The 22,786-nt window shown below is 54.3% G+C and carries 21 protein-coding genes and 1 other annotated feature; of the genes, 10 read left to right on the top strand and 11 right to left on the bottom strand.

Annotated elements, in window-relative coordinates:
• Nucleotides 1-156 precede the first annotated feature (156 nt).
• Nucleotides 157-1,494 carry an NCS2 family permease gene (locus IP581_RS23200; RefSeq protein WP_086872206.1) on the top strand — a complete coding sequence of 446 codons (1,338 nt, stop codon included), beginning with the start codon at nt 157-159 and terminating at the stop codon, nt 1,492-1,494.
• Nucleotides 1,495-1,531: 37 nt separating this feature from the next.
• Here the strand turns inward: IP581_RS23200 and IP581_RS23195 are convergent, their stop codons facing one another.
• The 7 genes from IP581_RS23195 to rpmH all read right to left on the bottom strand — a co-directional run bounded on the left by IP581_RS23195 (nt 1,532) and on the right by rpmH (nt 6,882).
• Nucleotides 1,532-2,098, bottom strand: a complete 567-nt coding sequence (locus tag IP581_RS23195; protein WP_193821480.1) for an NADPH-dependent FMN reductase — start codon at nt 2,096-2,098, stop codon at nt 1,532-1,534.
• A gap of 19 nt (nt 2,099-2,117) precedes the next feature.
• On the bottom strand, nt 2,118-2,861 hold the full coding sequence (locus IP581_RS23190) for a 4'-phosphopantetheinyl transferase family protein (RefSeq protein ID WP_097399741.1): 744 nt from the start codon (nt 2,859-2,861) through the stop codon (nt 2,118-2,120).
• Nucleotides 2,862-3,058: 197 nt separating this feature from the next.
• A complete protein-coding gene (gene mnmE, locus IP581_RS23185) occupies nt 3,059-4,423 on the bottom strand; it encodes a tRNA uridine-5-carboxymethylaminomethyl(34) synthesis GTPase MnmE (protein WP_193821479.1) in 1,365 nt (454 codons plus the stop codon).
• Nucleotides 4,424-4,495: 72 nt separating this feature from the next.
• The gene (gene yidC / locus IP581_RS23180) at nt 4,496-6,142 is read right to left on the bottom strand and encodes a membrane protein insertase YidC (RefSeq protein ID WP_086872211.1); all 1,647 of its coding nucleotides are present in this window, start codon (nt 6,140-6,142) and stop codon (nt 4,496-4,498) included.
• A gap of 2 nt (nt 6,143-6,144) precedes the next feature.
• A complete protein-coding gene (gene yidD, locus IP581_RS23175) occupies nt 6,145-6,402 on the bottom strand; it encodes a membrane protein insertion efficiency factor YidD (RefSeq protein ID WP_017458070.1) in 258 nt (85 codons plus the stop codon).
• Nucleotides 6,366-6,725, bottom strand: coding sequence for a ribonuclease P protein component (gene rnpA, locus IP581_RS23170; protein WP_017458071.1), 360 nt, complete (start codon nt 6,723-6,725; stop codon nt 6,366-6,368). Before rnpA ends, yidD begins: the two co-directional genes overlap by 37 nt.
• Nucleotides 6,726-6,741: 16 nt before the next feature.
• Entirely contained in the window at nt 6,742-6,882 is a 141-nt protein-coding gene (gene rpmH, locus IP581_RS23165; RefSeq protein WP_000831330.1) for a 50S ribosomal protein L34, read from the bottom strand.
• A gap of 606 nt (nt 6,883-7,488) precedes the next feature.
• On the opposite strand from rpmH, the gene dnaA reads away from it, so the two are divergent.
• The 5 genes from dnaA to yidA all read left to right on the top strand — a co-directional run bounded on the left by dnaA (nt 7,489) and on the right by yidA (nt 14,618).
• Nucleotides 7,489-8,886 (top strand): chromosomal replication initiator protein DnaA, encoded by a 1,398-nt coding sequence (gene dnaA / locus IP581_RS23160; RefSeq protein WP_086872215.1) that lies wholly within the window; start codon nt 7,489-7,491, stop codon nt 8,884-8,886.
• Between the two features lie 4 nt (nt 8,887-8,890).
• Nucleotides 8,891-9,991: a DNA polymerase III subunit beta gene (gene dnaN, locus IP581_RS23155; RefSeq protein WP_065369723.1), complete on the top strand. Its 1,101-nt coding sequence runs from the start codon at nt 8,891-8,893 to the stop codon at nt 9,989-9,991.
• 146 nt (nt 9,992-10,137) lie between these two features.
• Complete coding sequence (recF, locus tag IP581_RS23150) at nt 10,138-11,211, top strand: DNA replication/repair protein RecF (protein WP_017458074.1); 1,074 nt, start codon at nt 10,138-10,140, stop codon at nt 11,209-11,211.
• 28 nt (nt 11,212-11,239) lie between these two features.
• Nucleotides 11,240-13,654, top strand: a complete 2,415-nt coding sequence (gene gyrB / locus IP581_RS23145; RefSeq protein WP_086872217.1) for a DNA topoisomerase (ATP-hydrolyzing) subunit B — start codon at nt 11,240-11,242, stop codon at nt 13,652-13,654.
• 151 nt (nt 13,655-13,805) lie between these two features.
• Nucleotides 13,806-14,618, top strand: a complete 813-nt coding sequence (gene yidA, locus IP581_RS23140; protein ID WP_193821478.1) for a sugar-phosphatase — start codon at nt 13,806-13,808, stop codon at nt 14,616-14,618.
• 21 nt (nt 14,619-14,639) lie between these two features.
• Here the strand turns inward: yidA and IP581_RS23135 are convergent, their stop codons facing one another.
• Nucleotides 14,640-15,728: an FAD-binding protein gene (locus tag IP581_RS23135; protein WP_193821477.1), complete on the bottom strand. Its 1,089-nt coding sequence runs from the start codon at nt 15,726-15,728 to the stop codon at nt 14,640-14,642.
• Between the two features lie 124 nt (nt 15,729-15,852).
• Between IP581_RS23135 and IP581_RS23130 the strand changes: the two genes are divergently transcribed.
• Nucleotides 15,853-17,079: a DUF3748 domain-containing protein gene (locus IP581_RS23130; protein WP_193821476.1), complete on the top strand. Its 1,227-nt coding sequence runs from the start codon at nt 15,853-15,855 to the stop codon at nt 17,077-17,079.
• A 1-nt stretch (nt 17,080) separates the two neighbouring features.
• Here the strand turns inward: IP581_RS23130 and IP581_RS23125 are convergent, their stop codons facing one another.
• Nucleotides 17,081-17,407, bottom strand: coding sequence for a YceK/YidQ family lipoprotein (locus IP581_RS23125; protein WP_086872601.1), 327 nt, complete (start codon nt 17,405-17,407; stop codon nt 17,081-17,083).
• 242 nt (nt 17,408-17,649) lie between these two features.
• Nucleotides 17,650-17,725: a sequence feature (ROSE (Repression Of Heat Shock gene Expression) occurs in the 5'-region of heat shock genes and acts as an RNA thermometer to modulate expression.), on the top strand.
• Here IP581_RS23125 and ibpA point away from each other — a divergent pair.
• Nucleotides 17,719-18,132: a small heat shock chaperone IbpA gene (ibpA, locus tag IP581_RS23120; RefSeq protein ID WP_086872226.1), complete on the top strand. Its 414-nt coding sequence runs from the start codon at nt 17,719-17,721 to the stop codon at nt 18,130-18,132. Its footprint overlaps the feature before it by 7 nt.
• A 110-nt stretch (nt 18,133-18,242) precedes the next feature.
• Complete coding sequence (gene ibpB / locus IP581_RS23115) at nt 18,243-18,671, top strand: small heat shock chaperone IbpB (protein ID WP_017458081.1); 429 nt, start codon at nt 18,243-18,245, stop codon at nt 18,669-18,671.
• 42 nt (nt 18,672-18,713) lie between these two features.
• Here the strand turns inward: ibpB and oxlT are convergent, their stop codons facing one another.
• The gene (gene oxlT / locus IP581_RS23110; RefSeq protein ID WP_193821475.1) at nt 18,714-19,976 is read right to left on the bottom strand and encodes an oxalate/formate MFS antiporter; all 1,263 of its coding nucleotides are present in this window, start codon (nt 19,974-19,976) and stop codon (nt 18,714-18,716) included.
• Between the two features lie 288 nt (nt 19,977-20,264).
• Here oxlT and IP581_RS23105 point away from each other — a divergent pair, with 288 nt between their 5' ends.
• Nucleotides 20,265-21,926, top strand: a complete 1,662-nt coding sequence (locus tag IP581_RS23105) for a putative transporter (RefSeq protein WP_193821474.1) — start codon at nt 20,265-20,267, stop codon at nt 21,924-21,926.
• On the opposite strand, the gene IP581_RS23100 is transcribed toward IP581_RS23105, so the two are convergent.
• On the bottom strand, nt 21,894-22,640 hold the full coding sequence (locus IP581_RS23100) for a GntR family transcriptional regulator (RefSeq protein ID WP_193821473.1): 747 nt from the start codon (nt 22,638-22,640) through the stop codon (nt 21,894-21,896). The genes IP581_RS23105 and IP581_RS23100 overlap by 33 nt on opposite strands.
• Nucleotides 22,641-22,786: the final 146 nt, after the last annotated feature.

Below are 22,786 nucleotides of genomic sequence, written 5' to 3'. Positions count from 1 at the left end.
TTATTGCAAGTTTAACGTTTACTTAACGCAGATTACGGGACGCAATCGTTGCCGTATAAGCAAATTCAATGAAAAAAAGTGTGTGATAACCGTCAACATTGTCTCATTTTGGTATAGGATAGCGACGAATTTTCCCTCCTATTCCGGAAATTGATAATGAGCCAACAACACACTACCCAGGCCTCAAACCAGGGGTTGCTTGACCGCGTGTTTAAACTGCGCGAGCACGGTACTTCGGCACGCACCGAAGTGATCGCCGGTTTCACGACGTTTTTGACGATGGTGTATATCGTTTTTGTTAACCCCCAGATTCTGGGCGTCGCCGGAATGGATACCAGCGCAGTATTTGTGACAACCTGCCTGATTGCCGCTTTTGGCAGCATTTTGATGGGGCTGGTGGCGAATTTGCCGGTCGCACTGGCTCCGGCCATGGGCCTGAATGCTTTCTTTGCGTTCGTGGTGGTTGGCGCGATGGGCCTCTCCTGGCAGATTGGCATGGGCGCGATTTTCTGGGGCGCGGTCGGCCTGCTGCTGCTGACCATTTTCCGCGTCCGTTACTGGATGATTGCCAATATCCCGGTGAGCCTGCGTGTTGGTATTACCAGCGGTATCGGTTTGTTTATTGGCATGATGGGGCTGAAAAATGCCGGTGTTATCGTCGCCAACAAAGAGACGCTGGTGAGCATTGGCAATCTGACGTCTCACAGTGTTCTGCTGGGCGTGCTCGGTTTCTTTATCATCGCGATTCTGGCGTCGCGCAACATTCATGCCGCGGTGCTGATCTCTATTGTTGTGACGACGCTGCTGGGCTGGTTGATGGGTGATGTGCAGTACCACGGCATCGTTTCCGCGCCGCCGAGCGTTGCCTCCGTTGTCGGCAACGTTGATCTCGCCGGTTCGTTTAACATCGGTCTGGCGGGCGTGATCTTCTCGTTTATGCTGGTTAACCTGTTCGATTCTTCCGGTACGCTGATTGGCGTGACGGATAAAGCCGGGCTGGTGGATGAGAGCGGCAAATTCCCGCGCATGAAGCAGGCGCTGTACGTTGACAGCATCTCTTCGGTCGCCGGTTCGTTTATCGGCACCTCTTCCGTGACGGCGTATATCGAATCGTCTTCTGGTGTGTCTGTCGGCGGGCGTACCGGTCTGACCGCTGTGGTGGTTGGTCTGCTGTTCTTGCTGGTTATCTTCCTGTCGCCGCTGGCGGGTATGGTTCCGGCGTATGCGGCGGCTGGTGCGCTGATCTACGTTGGTGTGCTGATGACATCCAGCCTCGCGCGCGTGAAGTGGGACGATCTGACAGAAGCCGTACCTGCGTTTATCACCGCAGTGATGATGCCGTTTAGCTTCTCGATTACCGAAGGTATCGCGCTCGGCTTTATCTCTTACTGTGTGATGAAGATTGGCACTGGCCGTCTGCGCGATCTGAGCCCGTGTGTGCTGGTGGTTGCGGTGCTGTTCCTGCTGAAAATCATCTTTATCGACGCGCATTAATCTTTTTCCCTCTCCCGCAAGGGAGAGGGTTTTTCCACTACCGCTTAACGCGCTGAATATAATCAGCAAAAGCCGTTAGCTGCCCGGTCAAATGGTCGAGGGTGCTTTGATCGACCACCTCTCCCGTTTGCTGATCCACCTTGCTCTGGATCACGCCACCCATAAACTCCGGCTTGTTCATCACCATCGCATCGAGGAACACCAGGATCTGGCGTAAGTGATACTGGCAGCGTGCGCCGCCAATCGCGCCCATTGAACTGGTCTGGATCAAAACCGGTTTTCCGGCCAGCGGTTGCTCAGGCAGACGCGATAGCCAGTCGATGGCGTTCTTCAGGCCGCCTGGCACGGAGTAGTTATACTCAGGCGTTACAATGACTACGCCGTCTGCGGCGCGGATTTGTGCCGCGATCGCTTCCACGTTTTGCGGGAAACCTTCTTCTTGCTGAATATCCGCGTCATACAATGGGATATCGGCAATAGACGGCAGCGGCGTCACGTCCATTCCTGCCGGAGCGAGTTTCGGTAACGTGCGTGCAACCATGGCATTAAAGGAGCCTTTGCGCAGGCTCCCGAGAAGTGTCACAACCTTGAGTTCAGCAGACATAATGACTCCTGTGTAGGGATCAATTAAGGATCAGCGCTTTTTCCGCAGGCAGGCTGGTGAATCGCATTAAGCGGGACGCGGGATCGTTAGCGCGCGTTTGCACATCAGAAAGATAACGCCACCCTTTTTGACTGTCGAATTCCCAGATCTTCAGGCTTTCGATTGCCGGACTCACGGCGACCGACCAAATCAATACATCCTCCGCGTCACACATTACTTCCACCTGCGACAATTGCGCAGTGCGAAGACGCCCGGAGCCAGGCAATAACTGTAACTGTCCCGGCTCATCCTGCATCTGATGCAGCAATTTCATTACACTCTGGCGAATGGTCAAAAGCTGGGTTTGCGCTTCGTTAGCATCGTTTTGGTTGTTGATCCACAGCTGCTCATTATTGGTGAACGTGTGTTTATGCCCGTGCGGGCTATGAAAACTCCGCGTTGCGCGCTGTAACTCCATATCCAGCCCGCATTCGCCTTCGGTGGTGATAGCCACACCAACCATGTTTCCGGCATACGCCAGTGAGAAGTGCGGCAGGCTGCTGTCGACAAACCTCGGTCTTCCGCTTGGCTCAACTTCTATTTCCGGTAGTTCACTCGCGCCGTACAGCATAAACAGCATTTCGGCGAGTAACGCGCGGGAAGCGAGAAAGCGTGAGCGGCGGTGTTCAGGAAGCTGACGCGCCGTATCGTGGCAGGCTAGCGGTAACCGGGTAGAGATGAGATGCCCTTCTGACAGAATCCCTCTTGCAAAGTGCGTCGCCATTTTTCTCTCCGTGATAATGGTCTGAGTTGATCGAATCGATAATCAATATTATCGCCCATACTGCATAGGTTTTAATGCGGAAATTCGCATCTGAAAAGTCCTAATGGGGATATTTACACTTTCTTTCGCTGATTCGAAACACTTTAGGAAAATCCACCGTAGTAACATAAACGGCCGTTAAAACGGCCGCCATGTCATTACTTACCAATACAGAAACTTGAGAAAATACGCCCCAGCAAATCGTCAGAGGTAAACTCGCCGGTGATTTCACTTAAGTTCTGTTGTGCCAGGCGTAGCTCTTCGGCAAGCAATTCACCCGCCCATGCACCTAACAGCTGCGCTTTGCCTTGTTGCAGATGTTCTGCGGCCGTTTCCAGCGCTTGTAAATGACGACGACGCGCGAGGAAGCCACCCTCCATGCTGGTGTCAAAGCCCATGCTCTGTTTAAGATGCTGACGTAATACATCCACGCCTTCACCCGTTCGTGCCGACAGACGAACAAGTGAGTGACTATTCACTTCACTCATACCCAGCGGTTCGCCAGTCACATCCGCTTTATTGCGCACCACGGTAATCGGTAGTTTTGCTGGCAAGCGGGCAATAAAATCAGGCCAGATCGCCGCCGGGTCAACGGCATCAGTAGTGGTGCCATCCACCATAAACAGCACGCGATCGGCTTGCTCAATCTCCTGCCAGGCGCGTTCGATGCCAATGCGTTCCACTTCGTCACTGGCTTCGCGCAATCCGGCGGTATCAATGATATGCAGCGGCATGCCATCGATATGAATATGTTCGCGCAGCACGTCGCGGGTGGTACCGGCAATATCGGTGACGATTGCCGCTTCGCGCCCGGCCAGCGCGTTCAGCAGGCTCGATTTCCCGGCATTGGGGCGCCCGGCAATAACGACCTTCATCCCTTCGCGCAACAGGCTACCCTGACGCGCTTCGGCGCGTACGGCGTCCAGATCGGCGATAACGTTATTCAGTTGCGCTTCGATTTTGCCATCGGAGAGGAAATCGATCTCCTCATCCGGAAAATCAATCGCCGCTTCGACGTAAATGCGCAGGTGAGTAAGTGCTTCCACCAGGTGATTCACACGGGCGGAAAACGCGCCCTGCAATGAGTTAACCGCCGAACGTGCCGCTTGCTCAGAACTAGCATCAATCAGGTCGGCAATTGCCTCAGCCTGCGCCAGGTCGAGTTTGTCATTAAGGAATGCGCGCTCAGAGAACTCGCCAGGGTTGGCGATACGCAGCCCTGGCAACGTCAGGATGCGTTTTAACAGCAGATCGAGGATCACCGGGCCACCATGGCCATGCAGCTCCAGTACGTCTTCCCCGGTGAAAGAATTCGGGCCGGGGAACCACAGCGCAATGCCCTGGTCCAGCGCGGTGCCGTCGACATCCATAAACGGCAGATAGTCGGCATAACGCGGTTTCGGGAGCTTGCCCAGCACCGCTTGCGCGACATCGCGTGCTTTGCTGCCTGAAATACGCAGGATGCCTACACCACCGCGTCCCGGTGGGGTTGCCTGGGCGACAATCGTGTCGTTGTGGTTCATGGTTTATTTTCCGAAATCTCAAAATAAGAAAGGCGGTCAGTTGACCGCCTTCCGTAGAGCTATGACTTACTGTCAGGAGCTTTTCTTCTCGCGGCTATGCAAACCACGTTTCTCCAGACCACGGTAAATCAGCTGCTGCTGAATGATGGTCACCAGGTTGCTGACGATATAGTACAGCACCAGACCTGACGGGAACCACAGGAAGAACACCGTGAAGATGACCGGCATAAAGGTCATGATCTTCTGCTGCATCGGGTCGGTCACGGTGGTCGGCGACATCTTCTGAATGAAGAACATCGTTACGCCCATCAGAATCGGCAGGATGTAGTACGGGTCTTGCGCTGACAAGTCATGGATCCACAGGGCGAACGGCGCGTGGCGCAGCTCAACGGAACCCATCAGCATGTAGTACAGCGCGAGGAAGATTGGCATCTGAATCAGCAGCGGGAAACAGCCACCCAGCGGGTTCACTTTTTCCGCTTTGTACATCGCCATCATTTCCTGGCTCATACGCTGCTTGTCATCGCCTAAACGCTCACGCATCGCCTGAATTTTCGGCTGCAGCATGCGCATTTTCGCCATGGAGGTGTACTGCGCTTTAGTCAGCGGGTACATGATGCCACGTACGATAAAGGTGATGGCGATGATGGCGAAGCCCCAGTTACCGAGGAAGCTATGGATCCATTTCAGCAGCTTGAACAGCGGCTGAGAGATGAACCACAACCAGCCGTAATCCACGGTCAGGTCCAGGTGCGGTGCCGCAGCAGCCATTTTGTCCTGAATCTCCGGGCCTACCCACAGGGTGCTGTTTAGTGCGGTAGTCTGGCCAGGCTGAACAATAACCGGCTGGGATTTGTAGCCGATAGCGGCCACGCCATTACCCAGATTGCTGGTGTAGAAGTTATTGGCACTGTTGCTGCTCGGGATCCACGCCGTAGCGAAATACTGTTGCAGCATCGCAACCCAGCCGCCATTGGAGCTGACGTTCAGGTTTTCGTTATCGGCGATGGTGTCGAATTTGTATTTCTCATACTTCGCGTCAGGCGTGGAGTAGGCCGCGCCGCGGAAGGTATGCAGTGCAAAGTTGCTGCTGCCGGTATCACGATGAGACGGCAGATTGATGGATTGCTTCAGTTGACCGAATGGAGCAACTTCCAGCGGTTTTTCGCTGGCGTTCTGCACGTTATAGCCGACGTTCACCGTGTATTCACCGCGTTTCAGGGTGAAGACTTTGGTAAAGGTGTTGCCAGCCGCATCGGTATAGGTCAGCGGGATAGCCAGCTCGTTCTGGCCATCAGCCAGTACAAACGCATCTTTTTCCACGTTATACAGCGGACGTGGGCCATTCGCCGGGTTATCCGGGCCATCACGGCCTGTCAGGCCGCTCTGCGCCTGATAGATAAACTGCGGGGTGGTTTCCAACAGCTGGAACGGCTCGCTGGAACCCAGCTCTTTCGGGTAAGCCGGAAGCAGTGCCTGCTCAACATCACCACCACGGGTGTTGATGGTCAGCTCGAGCACATCGGTTTTAACCGTAATCAGTTTCCCCTGGCCACTGGCCGGAACGCCCTGGTCGGCTGCGTTACCCGCTGCGGTGGTCGTAGTCTGCGTGGTCTGCTGCTGCGCCGGAGGAGGATTTTTATCCTTCTCCCACGTTTGCCAGATCATGAAAGACACGAACAACAAAGCGATGATAAAAAGATTGCGTTGCGAATCCATCGTTAGTGTTCTCTGGTTTTAGAAGGTCCTGGCGGGACGGGATCGTCTCCACCCGGGTGTAAAGGGTGGCATTTTAATACGCGTTTCACTGTCAACCAACTGCCTTTTATCACTCCAAACCTGCGCAATGCCTCAATTCCATAGTGAGAGCAAGTTGGAGTGAAACGACAGTGCGGCCCGAGTAGCGGACTAATCAGGCGTTGATAGACCCGAATGAGGGCTATCAGGACCCTTGAGCCAGGCGACAATGGCGGCGCCATAATTTTTCCAACGCTTCCGAGAGAGCACGGTTATCGAGGTCGGCAACCCCTTTCTTCGCCACCACCACAAAATCCATTGCCGGCAGTTCATGCTGGCGTAAACGGAAACTTTCACGCGTCAGACGTTTAATCCGATTGCGTTCATGGGCGCGTTTGACGTTTTTTTTGGCGACGGTAAGACCGATACGGGGATGCCCCAGCGAATTCAGGCGGCCGAGGATGGTGATTTGCGGCGTGCCAGCCCGTTGTGGCTGCTGGAAGACGAAAGTGAAATGAGTGGGAGTTAACAAACGTAACTCCCTGGGAAAAGCGAGCTTAACCACTCAGGGGTTAGCTTTATTACTTGGAAACGGTCAGACGTGCGCGGCCTTTAGCGCGACGACGAGCCAGAACCTGGCGACCATTTTTAGTAGCCATACGAGCACGGAAGCCGTGAGAACGGTTGCGCTTCAGTACAGACGGTTGAAAAGTGCGTTTCATGGCGGTTTCTACCTAAACTTGAATAAATTCACTGACTTTTGCGTATGCCTGAACGGATATCGAACGACTGGCGCGCAAGCCATGGGTAATTAAAGAGGCCGGATTGTAATAATTGTACACTCCGGAGTCAATTCTCTTTCCTTATTGCGCTCCTATTTTTGCACAGATCCGCGCAAAAAATAAGCAGCATTCGACGCCCGAAGAAGAGCAAGACGCGCCGGGGGCAGAATTATACGGAGCCAACAGCAAAGCGCAAGGATCCTCTAGGATCTTCATTAGATCGTTTAAGCAATAAATCGGCGTTACTCATTAAATTTTCCAATATGCGGCGTAAATCGTCTCGCACGTCCGGTTGGATCGTTTACACTTACCCGATTCTGAATCGCCCTGTGGATAAATAGTGAAGAATCTGTGAGAAACACAAGATCTCTGCTGCGGTTTACGCTATGATCCGCGGTCCCGATCGCGATCCAGGATCGTGAGCAGGGCAAAAAACCGTAAATAGCGGTTCGCACGTCACCCGGTTGGGTCTTATCGACGTGTGTCAAAAAACATTAATGTTTCTGTCTTTACTATTTATCGATTTTCGTTCGAGTGGAGTCCGCCGTGTCACTTTCGCTTTGGCAGCAGTGTCTTGCCCGATTGCAGGATGAGTTACCAGCCACAGAATTCAGTATGTGGATACGCCCATTGCAGGCGGAACTGAGCGATAACACGCTGGCTTTGTATGCGCCAAACCGTTTTGTCCTCGACTGGGTTAGGGACAAATACCTTAATAATATCAATGGGCTGCTGAACGATTTCTGCGGTACGGATGTTCCGCAACTGCGTTTTGAAGTGGGTACCCGCCCGGTTAATCAGACCCTGAAAGAACCTGCCGTTGTCGCTGCGCCCGCGCAGGCGGCGCAAGTGGTTGTGCAGCGTGCGGCACCTGCAGCTCGCTCTGGTTGGGATAATGTCCCGGCTCCGGCGGAACCGACCTACCGCTCAAACGTTAACGTGAAACATACCTTTGATAACTTCGTGGAAGGTAAGTCTAACCAGCTGGCTCGCGCGGCGGCTCGCCAGGTAGCGGATAACCCCGGTGGTGCGTATAACCCGTTGTTTTTATATGGCGGAACCGGTCTTGGTAAAACGCACTTGTTGCATGCTGTGGGTAACGGCATTGTGGCGCGCAAGCCCAACGCTAAAGTGGTGTATATGCACTCCGAGCGTTTTGTCCAGGACATGGTAAAAGCCCTGCAAAACAATGCGATCGAAGAGTTTAAACGCTACTACCGCTCTGTTGACGCCCTGCTGATCGACGATATTCAATTCTTTGCCAATAAAGAACGATCCCAGGAAGAGTTTTTCCACACCTTCAATGCCTTGCTTGAAGGCAATCAGCAGATCATTTTGACGTCGGATCGTTATCCAAAAGAGATCAACGGGGTTGAGGATCGTCTGAAATCCCGCTTCGGTTGGGGGTTAACGGTGGCGATCGAGCCGCCGGAGCTGGAAACACGCGTAGCGATCCTGATGAAAAAGGCCGACGAAAACGATATTCGTCTGCCGGGTGAAGTCGCCTTCTTTATTGCTAAGCGCCTGCGCTCTAACGTGCGTGAGCTGGAAGGGGCGCTGAACCGCGTTATCGCCAACGCCAATTTTACTGGTCGTGCGATTACTATCGATTTTGTCCGTGAGGCGCTGCGCGATTTGCTGGCGTTGCAGGAAAAACTGGTCACCATCGACAATATTCAAAAGACGGTGGCGGAGTATTACAAGATCAAGGTAGCGGATCTGCTGTCGAAGCGTCGATCCCGTTCGGTAGCCCGCCCGCGTCAGATGGCGATGGCGCTGGCAAAGGAGTTGACCAACCACAGCTTGCCGGAAATCGGCGATGCATTTGGTGGTCGCGACCATACTACCGTGCTGCACGCCTGCCGTAAGATTGAGCAGTTGCGTGAAGAAAGCCATGATATCAAAGAAGATTTTTCCAATTTAATCAGAACATTATCTTCGTGACGCTATGAAATTTACCGTTGAACGTGAACACTTATTAAAGCCGCTGCAACAGGTAAGCGGCCCGCTGGGCGGACGTCCGACGTTGCCTATTCTTGGTAATCTGCTGCTGCAGGTGACTGAAGGCGCGTTGTCGCTGACCGGCACCGATCTCGAAATGGAGATGGTGGCGCGCCTGGCGTTAGTCCAGCCGCATGAACAGGGGGCGACCACCGTACCGGCGCGTAAATTCTTCGACATCTGTCGCGGTCTGCCGGAAGGCGCAGAAATTGCCGTGCAGCTGGAAGGCGAGCGTATGCTGATCCGTTCCGGGCGCAGCCGTTTCTCGCTTTCTACTCTGCCTGCTGCGGATTTCCCGAATCTGGACGACTGGCAAAGCGAAGTGGAGTTCACGCTGCCGCAGGCCACCATGAAACGACTGATTGAAGCGACACAGTTTTCGATGGCGCATCAGGATGTGCGTTACTACTTAAACGGCATGCTGTTTGAAACCGAAGGTGAAGAGTTGCGTACCGTTGCGACCGATGGCCACCGGCTGGCGGTCTGTTCAATGCCGATTGGTCAGGCGCTGCCGAACCATTCGGTGATCGTGCCGCGTAAAGGGGTTATCGAGTTGATGCGTATGCTCGACGGCGGTGATACGCCGCTGCGCGTGCAGATCGGCAGCAATAACATCCGTGCGCACGTTGGCGATTTTATTTTTACCTCCAAGCTGGTTGATGGCCGTTTCCCGGATTATCGCCGCGTATTGCCGAAAAACCCGGACAAAACCCTCGAAGCGGGCTGTGATTCGCTGAAACAGGCATTTGCCCGCGCGGCGATCCTCTCTAACGAGAAATTCCGCGGTGTGCGTCTGTATGTCAGTGAGAACCAAATCAAAATCACTGCCAACAACCCGGAGCAGGAAGAAGCGGAAGAGTTTCTCGACGTCACCTATGGCGGGAGCGAAATGGAAATCGGCTTTAACGTCAGCTATGTGCTGGACGTACTGAATGCGCTGAAATGTGAAAATGTGCGCATTCTGCTGACGGATTCGGTTTCCAGTGTGCAGATTGAGGATGCGGCGAGTCAAAGCGCAGCCTATGTTGTCATGCCCATGCGTTTGTAGTGATAAAAAGGGGCTGGTTTACTTGCCATTTCGCCTTCCGGCAGTGCTCGAAATGCTCACGTACTTCGTGTACGCTCCGCTTTTTGTGCGCTGGCGGTAGACGAACTTGCTGCGACACTCACGCCCCTGGACTGATGCTCTGAACTATGTCACTGACCCGCCTTCTTATTAAAGATTTTCGTAATATCGAGAATGCGGATCTCGCGCTCTCCCCTGGCTTTAATTTTCTGGTCGGTGCCAACGGCAGCGGCAAAACCAGCGTTCTGGAAGCGATCTATACGCTCGGCCATGGGCGGGCGTTTCGCAGTTTGCAAATCGGCCGTGTGATCCGTCATGAGCAGGAGTCTTTTGTTCTGCACGGGCGTTTACAGGGCGAAGAGCGGGAAACGGCGATTGGCCTGACCAAAGATAAGCTCGGCGACAGCAAGGTGCGCATTGACGGCACCGACGGTCACAAAGTCGCGGAGCTGGCGCTGCTGATGCCAATGCAGCTGATAACGCCGGAGGGGTTTACTTTACTCAACGGCGGCCCCAAATACAGACGCGCGTTCCTTGACTGGGGATGCTTTCATAACGAAACCGGTTTTTTCACCGCCTGGAGCAATCTCAAGCGTCTGCTGAAACAGCGTAACGCCGCGTTGCGCCAGGTGAGCCACTACGCGCAGCTTCGTCCGTGGGACAAAGAACTTATCCCGTTGGCCGAGCAAATCAGCCGCTGGCGTGCGGAATACAGCACCGCTATCGCTGAAGATATGGCGGATACCTGCCAACAATTTTTGCCGGAGTTTTCCCTGACGTTCTCTTTTCAGCGCGGCTGGGAGAAGGAGACGGACTACGGCGACGTGCTGGAGCGCAATTTTGAGCGCGACCGCATGCTGACCTACACCGCGCACGGCCCGCACAAGGCGGATTTCCGCATTCGTGCGGACGGCGCGCCGGTAGAAGATACGCTGTCGCGCGGGCAGCTAAAACTCCTGATGTGTGCGCTGCGTCTGGCGCAGGGCGAGTTTTTAACGCGCGAGAGCGGACGACGCTGTTTATACCTGATAGATGATTTTGCCTCAGAACTGGATGACGCGAAGCGCGGGCTGTTAGCCAGCCGCTTAAAAGCTACGCAGTCGCAGGTTTTCGTCAGCGCTATCAGCGCTGATCACGTGATGGACATGTCGGACAAAAATTCGAAGATGTTCACCGTGGAAAAGGGTAAAATAACGGATTAACCCAAGATTAAATGAGCGAGAAACGTTGATGTCGAATTCTTATGACTCCTCCAGTATCAAAGTCCTGAAAGGGCTGGATGCGGTGCGTAAGCGCCCGGGTATGTATATCGGCGATACGGATGACGGCACCGGTCTGCACCACATGGTATTCGAGGTGGTAGATAACGCTATCGACGAAGCGCTCGCAGGGTACTGCAAAGACATTATCGTCACCATCCACAGCGATAACTCTGTCTCCGTACAGGATGATGGCCGTGGTATTCCGACCGGTATTCACCCGGAAGAGGGGGTTTCCGCTGCGGAAGTGATCATGACCGTTCTGCACGCAGGCGGTAAGTTTGACGATAACTCCTATAAAGTTTCCGGCGGCCTGCACGGCGTGGGTGTTTCCGTGGTTAACGCCCTGTCGCAGAAGCTGGAACTGGTTATCCAGCGCGATAACAAAGTTCACCGCCAGATTTATGAGCACGGCGTTCCGCAGGCACCGCTGGCAGTTACCGGTGACACCGAAAAAACCGGGACGATGGTGCGTTTCTGGCCGAGCTATGAAACCTTCACCAACGTGACTGAATTCGAATATGAGATTCTGGCGAAGCGCCTGCGTGAGCTGTCATTCCTGAACTCTGGGGTGTCTATCCGCCTGCGTGATAAGCGCGACGGCAAAGAAGATCACTTCCACTATGAAGGCGGCATCAAGGCGTTTGTTGAATATCTCAACAAGAACAAAACGCCGATCCACCCGAACATCTTCTACTTCTCCACCGAAAAAGACGGTATTGGCGTTGAAGTTGCGCTGCAGTGGAATGATGGTTTCCAGGAAAACATCTACTGCTTTACTAACAACATTCCGCAACGCGATGGTGGTACTCACCTTGCAGGTTTCCGCGCGGCGATGACCCGTACGCTGAATGCCTACATGGATAAAGAGGGCTACAGCAAGAAAGCCAAAGTCAGCGCCACCGGCGATGATGCCCGTGAAGGCCTGATTGCGGTCGTCTCTGTGAAAGTACCGGATCCGAAATTCTCCTCGCAGACCAAAGATAAACTGGTCTCTTCTGAGGTGAAATCGGCGGTAGAACAGCAGATGAACGAACTGCTCAGTGAATATCTGCTGGAAAACCCGTCCGACGCGAAAATCGTGGTGGGCAAAATTATCGACGCGGCGCGTGCGCGTGAAGCGGCGCGTAAAGCACGTGAAATGACCCGCCGTAAAGGCGCGCTGGATCTTGCTGGCCTGCCAGGCAAACTGGCGGATTGCCAGGAGCGCGACCCGGCGCTGTCCGAACTCTACCTGGTGGAAGGGGACTCCGCGGGCGGTTCTGCGAAGCAGGGGCGTAACCGTAAAAACCAGGCGATTCTGCCGCTGAAAGGTAAAATCCTGAACGTTGAGAAAGCGCGTTTCGACAAGATGCTCTCTTCGCAGGAAGTGGCGACGCTTATCACGGCGCTGGGCTGCGGCATCGGACGCGATGAGTACAACCCGGATAAACTGCGTTACCACAGCATCATTATCATGACCGATGCGGACGTCGATGGTTCGCACATCCGTACGCTGCTGCTGACCTTCTTCTATCGTCAGATGCCGGAAATCGTTGAGCGCGGCCATGTCTACATTGCGCAGCCGCCGCTGTACAAAGTGAAAAAAGGCAAGCAGGAGCAGTACATCAAAGATGATGAAGCGATGGATCAGTACCAGATCGCAATCGCGCTTGATGGTGCCACCCTGCATACCAACGCCAGCGCGCCTGCGTTAGCCGGTGAGCCGCTGGAAAAACTGGTCGCTGAGTACAACGCGGTGCAGAAAATGATTGGTCGCATGGAGCGCCGTTTCCCGCGCGCGCTACTGAAAGAGCTGGTGTATCAACCGACACTGGCCGAAGCCGACCTTTCCGACGAACAGAAAGTGACGCGCTGGGTTAATGCCCTGGTCACCGAGCTCAACGAAAAAGAGCAGCACGGTAGCCAGTGGAAGTACGATGTGCGTGTTAATAGCGAGCTGAACCACTTCGAGCCGATTATTCGCGTGCGTACGCATGGCGTCGACACGGATTATCCGCTGGATAACGAGTTTGTTATCGGTGGCGAATACCGTCGTCTCTGCGCGTTGGGTGAAAAACTGCGTGGTCTGATTGAAGAAGACGCCTTTATTGAACGCGGCGAGCGCCGTCAGCCGGTTGCCAGCTTCGAGCAGGCGCTGGACTGGCTGGTGAAAGAGTCCCGCCGTGGTCTCGCTATCCAGCGTTATAAAGGTCTGGGCGAAATGAACCCGGATCAGCTGTGGGAAACCACTATGGATCCGGACAGCCGCCGTATGTTGCGCGTGACCGTCAAAGACGCGATTGCCGCGGACCAGCTGTTCACCACGCTGATGGGCGATGCGGTTGAACCGCGCCGCGCCTTTATCGAAGAAAACGCCCTCAAAGCGGCGAATATCGATATCTGATCCGCTGTTTCCCCTCTCCATCCGGAGAGGGGAAAATTTAAAAGAGGCACTTCCCGCCCCGTTTCTATCCCCCTTTTCCCGCCATCTCCGTGCTGTTTTTTGAGCGGAATCGCGTTAGCATGAGCCTGGAAATATCTCATCTGGGGATCTCATGGCTATCAAACTTATTGCAATCGATATGGACGGCACGCTGCTGCTGCCGGACCACACCATCTCTCCCGCGGTTAAAAACGCGATCGCCGCTGCGCGCGAACGCGGTATTAACGTGGTGCTGACCACCGGCCGGCCTTACGCGGGCGTACACAGCTACATGAAAGAGCTGCATATGGAACGGGAAGGGGATTATTGCATTACCTATAACGGCGCACTGGTACAGAATGCCAGCGATGGCAGCACTGTCGCGCAAACTGCGCTGAGCTATGATGATTATCGCTATCTGGAAAAACTCTCCCGCGAAGTGGGTTCCCACTTTCACGCGCTGGATCGCAACACGCTCTACACTGCTAACCGCGACATCAGCTACTACACCGTGCATGAATCTTATGTCGCCACCATTCCGCTGGTGTTCTGCGAAGCGGAGAAAATGGATCCGGCAATCCAGTTGCTGAAAGTGATGATGATTGATGAGCCAACCATTCTTGATCAGGCCATTGCCCGTATTCCCCAGGAAGTGAAAGAGAAATATACCGTGCTGAAAAGCGCGCCGTACTTCCTCGAAATCCTGGATAAACGCGTAAACAAAGGCACCGGCGTTAAATCGCTGGCCGATGCGCTGAATATCAAACAAGAGGAGATCATGGCGATTGGCGATCAGGAAAACGACATCGCGATGATTGAATACGCGGGCGTTGGCGTGGCGATGGATAACGCCATCCTGGCGGTGAAAGAGGCGGCGAATTTCGTCACCAAATCGAACCTGGAAGACGGCGTTGCCTACGCGATCGAGAAATTTGCGCTGATCTAAGCCGTAACATGGGCAAGGGCGCTACGCCCTTGCCGTTGTTGTTGGTTTTTCCGCGGTCAGCGGGATATGTGCAACGCCGCTATGCATGATCACATTACGTAACCAGGGTGTGGTCAGAACGCGATTTTTAATGATTTTTCCCAGCAGTTTTACGCGTAATCCCCGCGTTTTGCGGCGATAGACCTTATTCGCATTATCCGGCGTATTACGAAGCACGCCGCTGAGTATTTCGGCGCTATCCAGCGCATAGCTGATGCCTTCAAGCGAGCTGGCGCTGATAAAACCGGCCGCTTCACCAATCAAAAACGCATTCTCTTCCCCACAGACAAAATCGCCCCAGCGCGACGGGCACAGAACGGTGCATTTCTCACTTTTCACCACTTCGCCGAAGCGAAAGTCGAACGCTTCCAGCTGCCTTTTCAGCGCCTCAAAATTTTCACGGCTGTTTTTCAACGCAAACGCGCCGCCAAAAATAAAGTAACCCTCTTTGCTGATGCTCCACGCGTAACAATCGGTGGTCGCGTTATCAAAAACGCAGGAGTAGAACGGCTGCGGGTGCTGGTCTTTAAACCACTGTTGCAGCGCGACATATTTACGAATGTCATGCGCCGGGTAGAGCACCCGCCGCACCATCGAATTTGCGCCGTCTGCGCCCACCAGATAACGACACGTCACCGTAGACTCCACACCTTCGGCGCAAAAGGTCAGGTGCCAGAGATCGTTTTCACGCCAGATTTTGCGACACAAAGCATCGTGATGAACGTTAACCGACGCTGGGATCAAGGACTTCATCCACAAATCAAACGCATGGCGATCGATATTCAGGTAGCAGCGCTGATAGTTTCGCGTAATGCCACTTTGCACATCGACCGTACGCACGCTAAAAATCTGTGGATCGGCCATCACTTGCACGGGCAGCGTGATGCCTGCACGAATAAACGCCCGCTGCGCATCGGGCGCCAGCAACCCACCGCAAGGTTTCTTAACGCCGCGCGTACCTTGCTGCTGCTTTTTATCCAGCGCGATAACGCTCAGGTTTCCTGCTAATTGTCTCGCCAGCGCCGCGCCTGCTGGCCCCAGACCGATTATTGCCACATCAAAATGCTGCATCATTTCCTCCTGTATTGAGCGAGGAAGGCTAAACCGTGTCTGTGAAGTGACCATGAAGTGCAGAGTAGGCGAATCCCGCGCATTGCTATACCCTGAAGCGACATTATGACTGCAGGGTCTTTTCATGAAACAGCTCACCTTTGCTCCGCGCAATCATCAACTTACCAATATCAACACCTGGACTGCGGACAGCCAGTGGCTGGTTTTTGATGTTCGCCCTTCTGGCGCATCGTTTACCGGCAAAACCATTGAGCGGGTCAATGTGCGCAACGGTGAGGTTGAGGTGCTGTATACCGCCACAAACGGTGCGCATGTCGGCGTCGTGACGGTCAACCCAACAGCGCAAGAGTATGTTTTTATCCACGGTCCGGAAAACCCGGACGCCAGCTGGCAGTATGATTTTCACCATCGGCGCGGCGTGGTGTCGGCAAACGGTATCGCCCGTAATCTTGATGCGCTGGACATTACCGCGCCTTACACGCCCGGTGCGTTGCGCGGCGGTACCCATGTACATGTGTTCAGTCCGAATGGCGAATTCGTGAGCTTCACCTATAACGACCATGTATTGCACGAGCGCGATCCGGCTCTGGATTTACGCAATGTCGGCGTTGCGGCACCGTTTGGCCCGGTGACCCCGCCTTGTACGCATCCACGCGAATATGGCGGAAGCCACTGGAGTGTTTTGGTCAGCCGCACGACGCCGACGCCGCAACCGGGTAGCGATGAGATCAACCGCGCGTATGAAGAGGGGTGGGTGGGCAACCAGCGCCTGGCGTTTATCGGCGATACCTTGTCGCACAGCGGTGAAAAAGTGCCGGAGCTGTTTATTGTTGCGCTTCCCGGCGATGAACAGGGCTGGAAAACACCGGGTGATGCGCCGCTGGCGGGTAGCGAACAAACTCTGCCCGCGCCGCCAAAAGGCGTGAGGCAAAAACGCCTGACTTTTACTCATCACCGCCGCTATCCAGGATTGGTGAATGTGCCACGTCACTGGGTGCGCAGCAATCCGCAGGCTACGGCAATCGCCTTTCTGATGCGCGACGATGATGGCATTGTGCAATTGTGGCTGATAAGCCCGGAAGGCGGCGAACCGCGCCAGTTAACGCATACGGCACATGGAATTCAGTCAGCTTTTAACTGGCATCCTTCCGGCGAGGCGCTGGGGTTTGTGCTGGAAAATCGTCTCGCCCTGTGCGATGCGCAGCATGGCGATATCACCTTTTTGAGCGCCGATCATGCAAACCCGCCGTCGGCAGATGCAGTGGTGTTTTCACCAGACGGTAAGCAGATTGCCTGGATGGAAGATGTAGACGGCTTCCGCCAGCTGTGGATGACGGAAACCGGCTGGTAATTTAATGCACCGGCATGGGAGCGGGAGGGATCACCGAATCGGTCGCAAGCGTGGCTTTCTCGCTCTGCTCCACCCGTGATTTGAGAGAGCTATCGCGGCGGAAAAGATCCCACGGTAGCAGCAACGTATCCAGAATGGCGGTAAAGGGCATATCCAGTACTACCAGTGATTTCGTGCCTATGCCGGTGTCATCATCAGACAGCATCGCCGAACTGGCGCGGGTGCCGGGATACGTCCCCTCTTTGCCGCCCGTATGCGACATCACGCTTGAACATCCCGACAACACCATCCCGCTCAGCAATGCAGAAACTATCAGAATCGTTTTCATTTTCGATTTGTCATCGTTGTTTATCGTTTGAATGCTATCCAGGGGGTTATAGCCTCCCGAACGAGAAAGCGACAGCATTCGAGCTCCGCTCTGTGGCGGCATTCGCACTTTAACCATTTGTGCTGTCACCCCAGTCTATGCGTTGTGCCAGAAAGTGCAAAAAAAAGTCCGAATTCCGGGCTTGAAAAGCTCGCCTTCAGCCACATTTTAGGAATGTAGCCCGGGAACATGCCGGAAGGGTGTTCGGCTACTTTCGTTGCCTGTCCATGGTGGAAGGCATAAAAATCTCGCTGATTTCAGGAGCTTTAACTATGCGTAACTTCGATCTTTCCCCGCTTTATCGTTCAGCCATTGGTTTTGACCGTCTGTTTAACCTGCTGGAAAACAACCAGAACCAGAGCAATGGCGGTTACCCTCCGTACAACGTCGAGTTAGTGGATGAAAACCACTATCGCATCGCTATTGCTGTGGCCGGTTTCGCTGAAAGCGAGCTGGAAATCACCGCCCAGGACAACCTGCTGGTGGTGAAAGGTTCCCATACCGACGAACAAAAAGAGCGTACTTACCTCTATCAGGGCATCGCCGAACGCAACTTCGAGCGCAAATTCCAGTTGGCGGAAAATATCCATGTTAAAGGTGCCAATCTGGTCAACGGCCTGCTGTATATCGATTTAGAACGCGTGATCCCGGAAGAGAAAAAACCGCGTCGTATCGAAATTAACTAATTATCCAGGGTCGCCGCTTGCGGCCCATCCCAAACATGCTCGCCGACAGGGAGCATATGTGAGCTTACGCGCTCGCAGGTATTCACTCGCTTCTTAGAAGGAGAAACACAATGCGTAACTACGATTTATCCCCACTGCTGCGTCAATGGATCGGCTTCGACAAACTGGCCAACGCGCTGCAAAGCACCAGTGAGCAGCAAGCATTTCCGCCCTACAACATTGAAAAGGGCGATGATAACCACTACCGCATTACCCTCGCGCTGGCTGGTTTCCGCCAGGAAGAGCTGGATATCCAGTTGGAAAATGGGCGTTTAACCGTAAAAGGTACTCCGGAAAAACCGGCCAACGAGCCGAAGTGGCTGCATCAGGGACTGGTGATCCAGCCGTTTAGCCTGAGCTTTACGCTCGCCGACTATATGGAGGTCTCCGGCGCGACGTTCACCAACGGCCTGCTGCATATCGATCTACTGCGTAACGTGCCGGAAAGCGCCGCGCCACAGCGCATTGCCATCAGCAATCGCCCGGCGTTAAACAGCTAACGGTCAATAACGAAAAGGCTCCGCACGCGGAGCCTTTTTTGTTTATGCCCGCACGCTCTGCAAGAAGCGGTGACGCCAGGGTTTCAGCACAAAGAAGGCCAGCAACGCGCAGAGGATATCCAGCGTAATGGCGCAGCCAAACACCAGCTTCCAGCTGCCGGTTTGTTGGTATAGCAGTGCCGCCAGCGGGCCGCCGAAAATCGAACCAATCCCCTGAGAAATATAGAGCCAGCCGTAATTCGCAGTGGCATGCTGCGTACCGAAGGTGTCGGTGAGCGTGGCGGGAAACAGGGAGAAAATCTCGCCCCAACCGAAAAAGACCACCCCGGAAAGCAGAACAAACAGCAGCGGATCGTCTTTGCATAGTAACCACAGCGCCATGGCGCAGCCTTCCAGGCCAAAAGCGATAAACATCATGTTTTCCCGGCCAATCCGATCCGAAATATACCCGCACACCGGGCGCGTTAAGCCATTCATAAAACGGTCGATGGTCATTGCCAGCGGCAGCGCCGCCATGCCCATTACCGTGACGGCGGTGATGCCGAAATCCTCAGCGAAAATAGCCATCTGCGACGTCACCATCAGTCCCGAGGTAGACATCATGGTCATCATCGCAAACATCAGCCAAAAGAGCGGTTTTCGCAGCATCTCTTTCGGCGCGAGGCTTTTATCGCTCATCTTCAGGTTGCTGGTGACCTCCTCTGTAGGGATGCTGTGCGGCGCCCGCAGCCCCTGACTGGCGATAAACCCGATTACCGCCATCAGCAGGCCAAATTGCCACAGCGTATTCTCCAGCCCTTTGGCGGCCAGCGATTGCGTCACCGGAAAGGTCGTCAGTATCGCGCCCATACCGTAGCCCGCCGCCACCATCCCTGTGGCAAATCCGCGTTTTTCCGGGAACCATCGCACCATCAGGCCAACCACGCCGATATAAACAATGCCGGTGCCAAGGCCGCCCAGTACGCCGTAATAGAGATAGAGTTCCGGCAGGCTGCTGATGGTGGCGGTCAGCATCCAGCTTACGCCGCTCAGCACCGTGCCGATGGCAATCAGCCGCCGTGGGCCAAACTTATCAATTAACCGTCCCTGAAAAGGGGAGAAGAAGGTTTGCAGAATAATCAGCAACGAAAAGGTGAGCTGGATTTCGGCCAGCGGCACGTGCAGTTTTTCCATAAACGGTCGCGTCAGCAGCGCCCAGACATACTGCGGGCTGGAAATGGAAACCATGCACAACAGGCCCAGCGCCAGTTGCATCCACTTTTTCGGGCTTGCTACCACCACATTGGTCAATGTTGTATTTGTCATTCTGCCACCCTGTTGTTAACAAAAGTGGTCTTTTGCATTAACCATGCCATAACCTGTTGTTGCGGCTGGAGTTACGCAGATGCTTAGCAAGCATAGGGTTTGACCCCATCCTGACGCGGAGAGACAGGCGGACAACGCTGCTTTGATTCGGGGCAGGCGTCGTTTGCTGGTGCAATTTTCGCCACATCACGAAGCAGAGAAAATCCCTGCACTTTGTGCAGCATCACCCATACAGTTATTACCGCTTCTGCCAATATTCCTGTAGTCATCATGTACAGGGAAACGATCATGAGTGATATCGCGTTAACCGTAAGCGTTCTGGCACTCGTTGCTGTCGTCGGGTTATGGATAGGTAATCTGAAGATTCGCGGCATCGGGTTTGGCATCGGTGGTGTGCTGTTCGGTGGGATAATCGTCGGCCACTTTGTTGATCAACTGGGCATTCCGTTAAGCAGCCCAATGCTGTTATTTGTGCAGGAGTTCGGCCTGATCCTGTTTGTTTATACCATTGGCATTCAGGTCGGGCCGGGCTTCTTCGCCTCACTACGCGTCTCCGGCCTGCGGCTGAATCTGTTCGCTATTCTGATAGTCCTTCTCGGCGGGCTGGTCACTGCCATTCTGTATAAGTTGTTCGCTATTCCGCTGCCGGTAGTGCTGGGGATTTTCTCCGGCGCGGTAACCAACACCCCGGCGCTCGGCGCGGGGCAACAAATCCTGCGTGATTTGGGCATTGCAGGCCCGGTTCTGGATCAAATGGGGATGAGCTACGCGATGGCCTATCCGTTCGGGATCTGCGGCATTTTGCTCAGCATGTGGTTACTGCGCGTGCTGTTTCGCGTCAATGTGGATGAGGAAGCGCGCAAGCACGACGCCACTCTCAGTAACGGAACATCGCTAATTCGTACCATCAATATTCGTGTCGAAAACCCGAACCTCAACAAGATGGCGATTCAGGACGTGCCCATCCTCAACAGCGATAAAATCATCTGCTCACGCTTAAAACGCGGTGAGTTGTTGATGGTGCCTTCGCCGGGCACGCTGATTGAAGCCGGAGACTTGTTGCATTTGGTCGGTTTACCGAAAGATCTGCATAACGCTCAAGTGGTCATCGGTCAGGAAGTCGATGTCTCGTTGTCTACGCGCGGTACAGATTTGCGGGTAGAGCGCGTGGTGGTCACCAACGAAAAGGTGCTGGGGAAAAAAATCCGCGATCTGCACTTTAAAGAGCGCTACGACGTGGTGATCTCGCGCCTTAACCGCGCCGGGGTAGAGTTGGTGGCCAGCAGCGACGCCAGCCTGCAGTTCGGCGATATTCTCAACCTCGTAGGACGGCCAGCGGCGATTGACGCCGTCGCCAATGAGGTCGGTAATGCGCAGCATAAACTGCAACAAGTACAGATGCTGCCGGTGTTTATCGGTATTGGCCTCGGCGTGTTATTGGGATCGGTGCCGGTGTTTATTCCCGGTTTTCCTGCGGCGTTAAAATTGGGGCTGGCCGGTGGGCCGCTGATTATGGCGCTGATCCTTGGGCGTATCGGCAGTATCGGCAAGCTGTACTGGTTTATGCCGCCCAGCGCCAACCTGGCGCTGCGGGAACTGGGTATTGTGCTGTTTCTGGCGGTGGTCGGGCTGAAATCCGGCGGGGATTTTATCGCCACGCTGACCCACGGCGATGGGGTTAAATGGATGTGGTACGGCATTTTCATTACCGCCGTTCCGCTGGTAACTGTCGGTTTGCTGGCGCGGATGCTGGCGAAGATGAACTACCTGACTTTGTGCGGCATGCTGGCCGGGTCAATGACCGATCCGCCCGCGCTGGCCTTCGCTAATGCGCTTCACCCGACCAGCGGCGCAGCGGCACTCTCCTATGCCACGGTTTACCCGCTGGTAATGTTTCTGCGCATTATCACGCCGCAATTACTGGCGGTGATCTTCTGGGGTATGGGCTAACGGCGTTTCCGGGTGGATACGCCGCAAATGGTAATCCACCTGGTAATCGCGAGTGTTACGAAACATCACTGAGTAGTTAAGAAACTCGCCGCTGTCGCTGTAGGAAAGAGAGGTAATGCGCAGCAGCGGCGTTTGCTCCTGGATGTTCAATGTTTGCGCCAGTTGCTTATCCGCCAGCACCGGCGTCAGGCTTTCGTAGTTGCCGCTAATCGTTATGCCGCACTCTTTTTCGATGTAATCAAACTTTGACCCTTCAAGATGCGCCAATGAGAGCGTGCGGAACAGTTTCACCGGCATATAGCTATCTTCCAGCATCAGCGGTTTGCCCTCGACATAGCGAACCCGGCGTGAAAAGTAGATGCGCTCATTAATCTGGATACGTAACTGGCTGGCAATCGCCGGTGGCGCAGGCATCACTTCAAACAGCAGCACTTTGCTGTACACCTCTTTGCCCTGCTGGCGCAGCACCTCCACCAGCCCGGTAAGATTAGTGGTTTCGTGGTGCACATCCTTGCGTGCGACAAAGGTGCCGCTGCCGTGACGGCGCACCACCAGCCCCCACACCACCAGCAGATCAACCGCTTTTCGGATAGTCATTCGCGCTACGCCAAATTCCTGCGCCAGCGTTTTTTCACCCGGCAAGGGGCTACCAACATTGTAATCCGATGAATTCAGCCGCAGACGCAGCCGCTCAGCAATCGATTTATAGATCACCTGTAGACCTCTTTACGCCTCATAAGGGGAATCGCCTCATCAAAGATGTCCATTTTTAACGCAAAAAGTAGACCTGAAGGGGCGAAATAAAACCATGAAAGGGATCACGGAACGCAGCGGCGTCTCCAGCCGGCTGGCAGGTGAAT

The organism is Kosakonia pseudosacchari (assembly GCF_015167415.1).
Classification (GTDB): Bacteria; Pseudomonadota; Gammaproteobacteria; order Enterobacterales; family Enterobacteriaceae; genus Kosakonia; species Kosakonia pseudosacchari.
The sequence above is the reverse complement of the archived record's forward strand: the minus strand, read 5'-3'. Positions and strand labels throughout refer to the sequence as shown.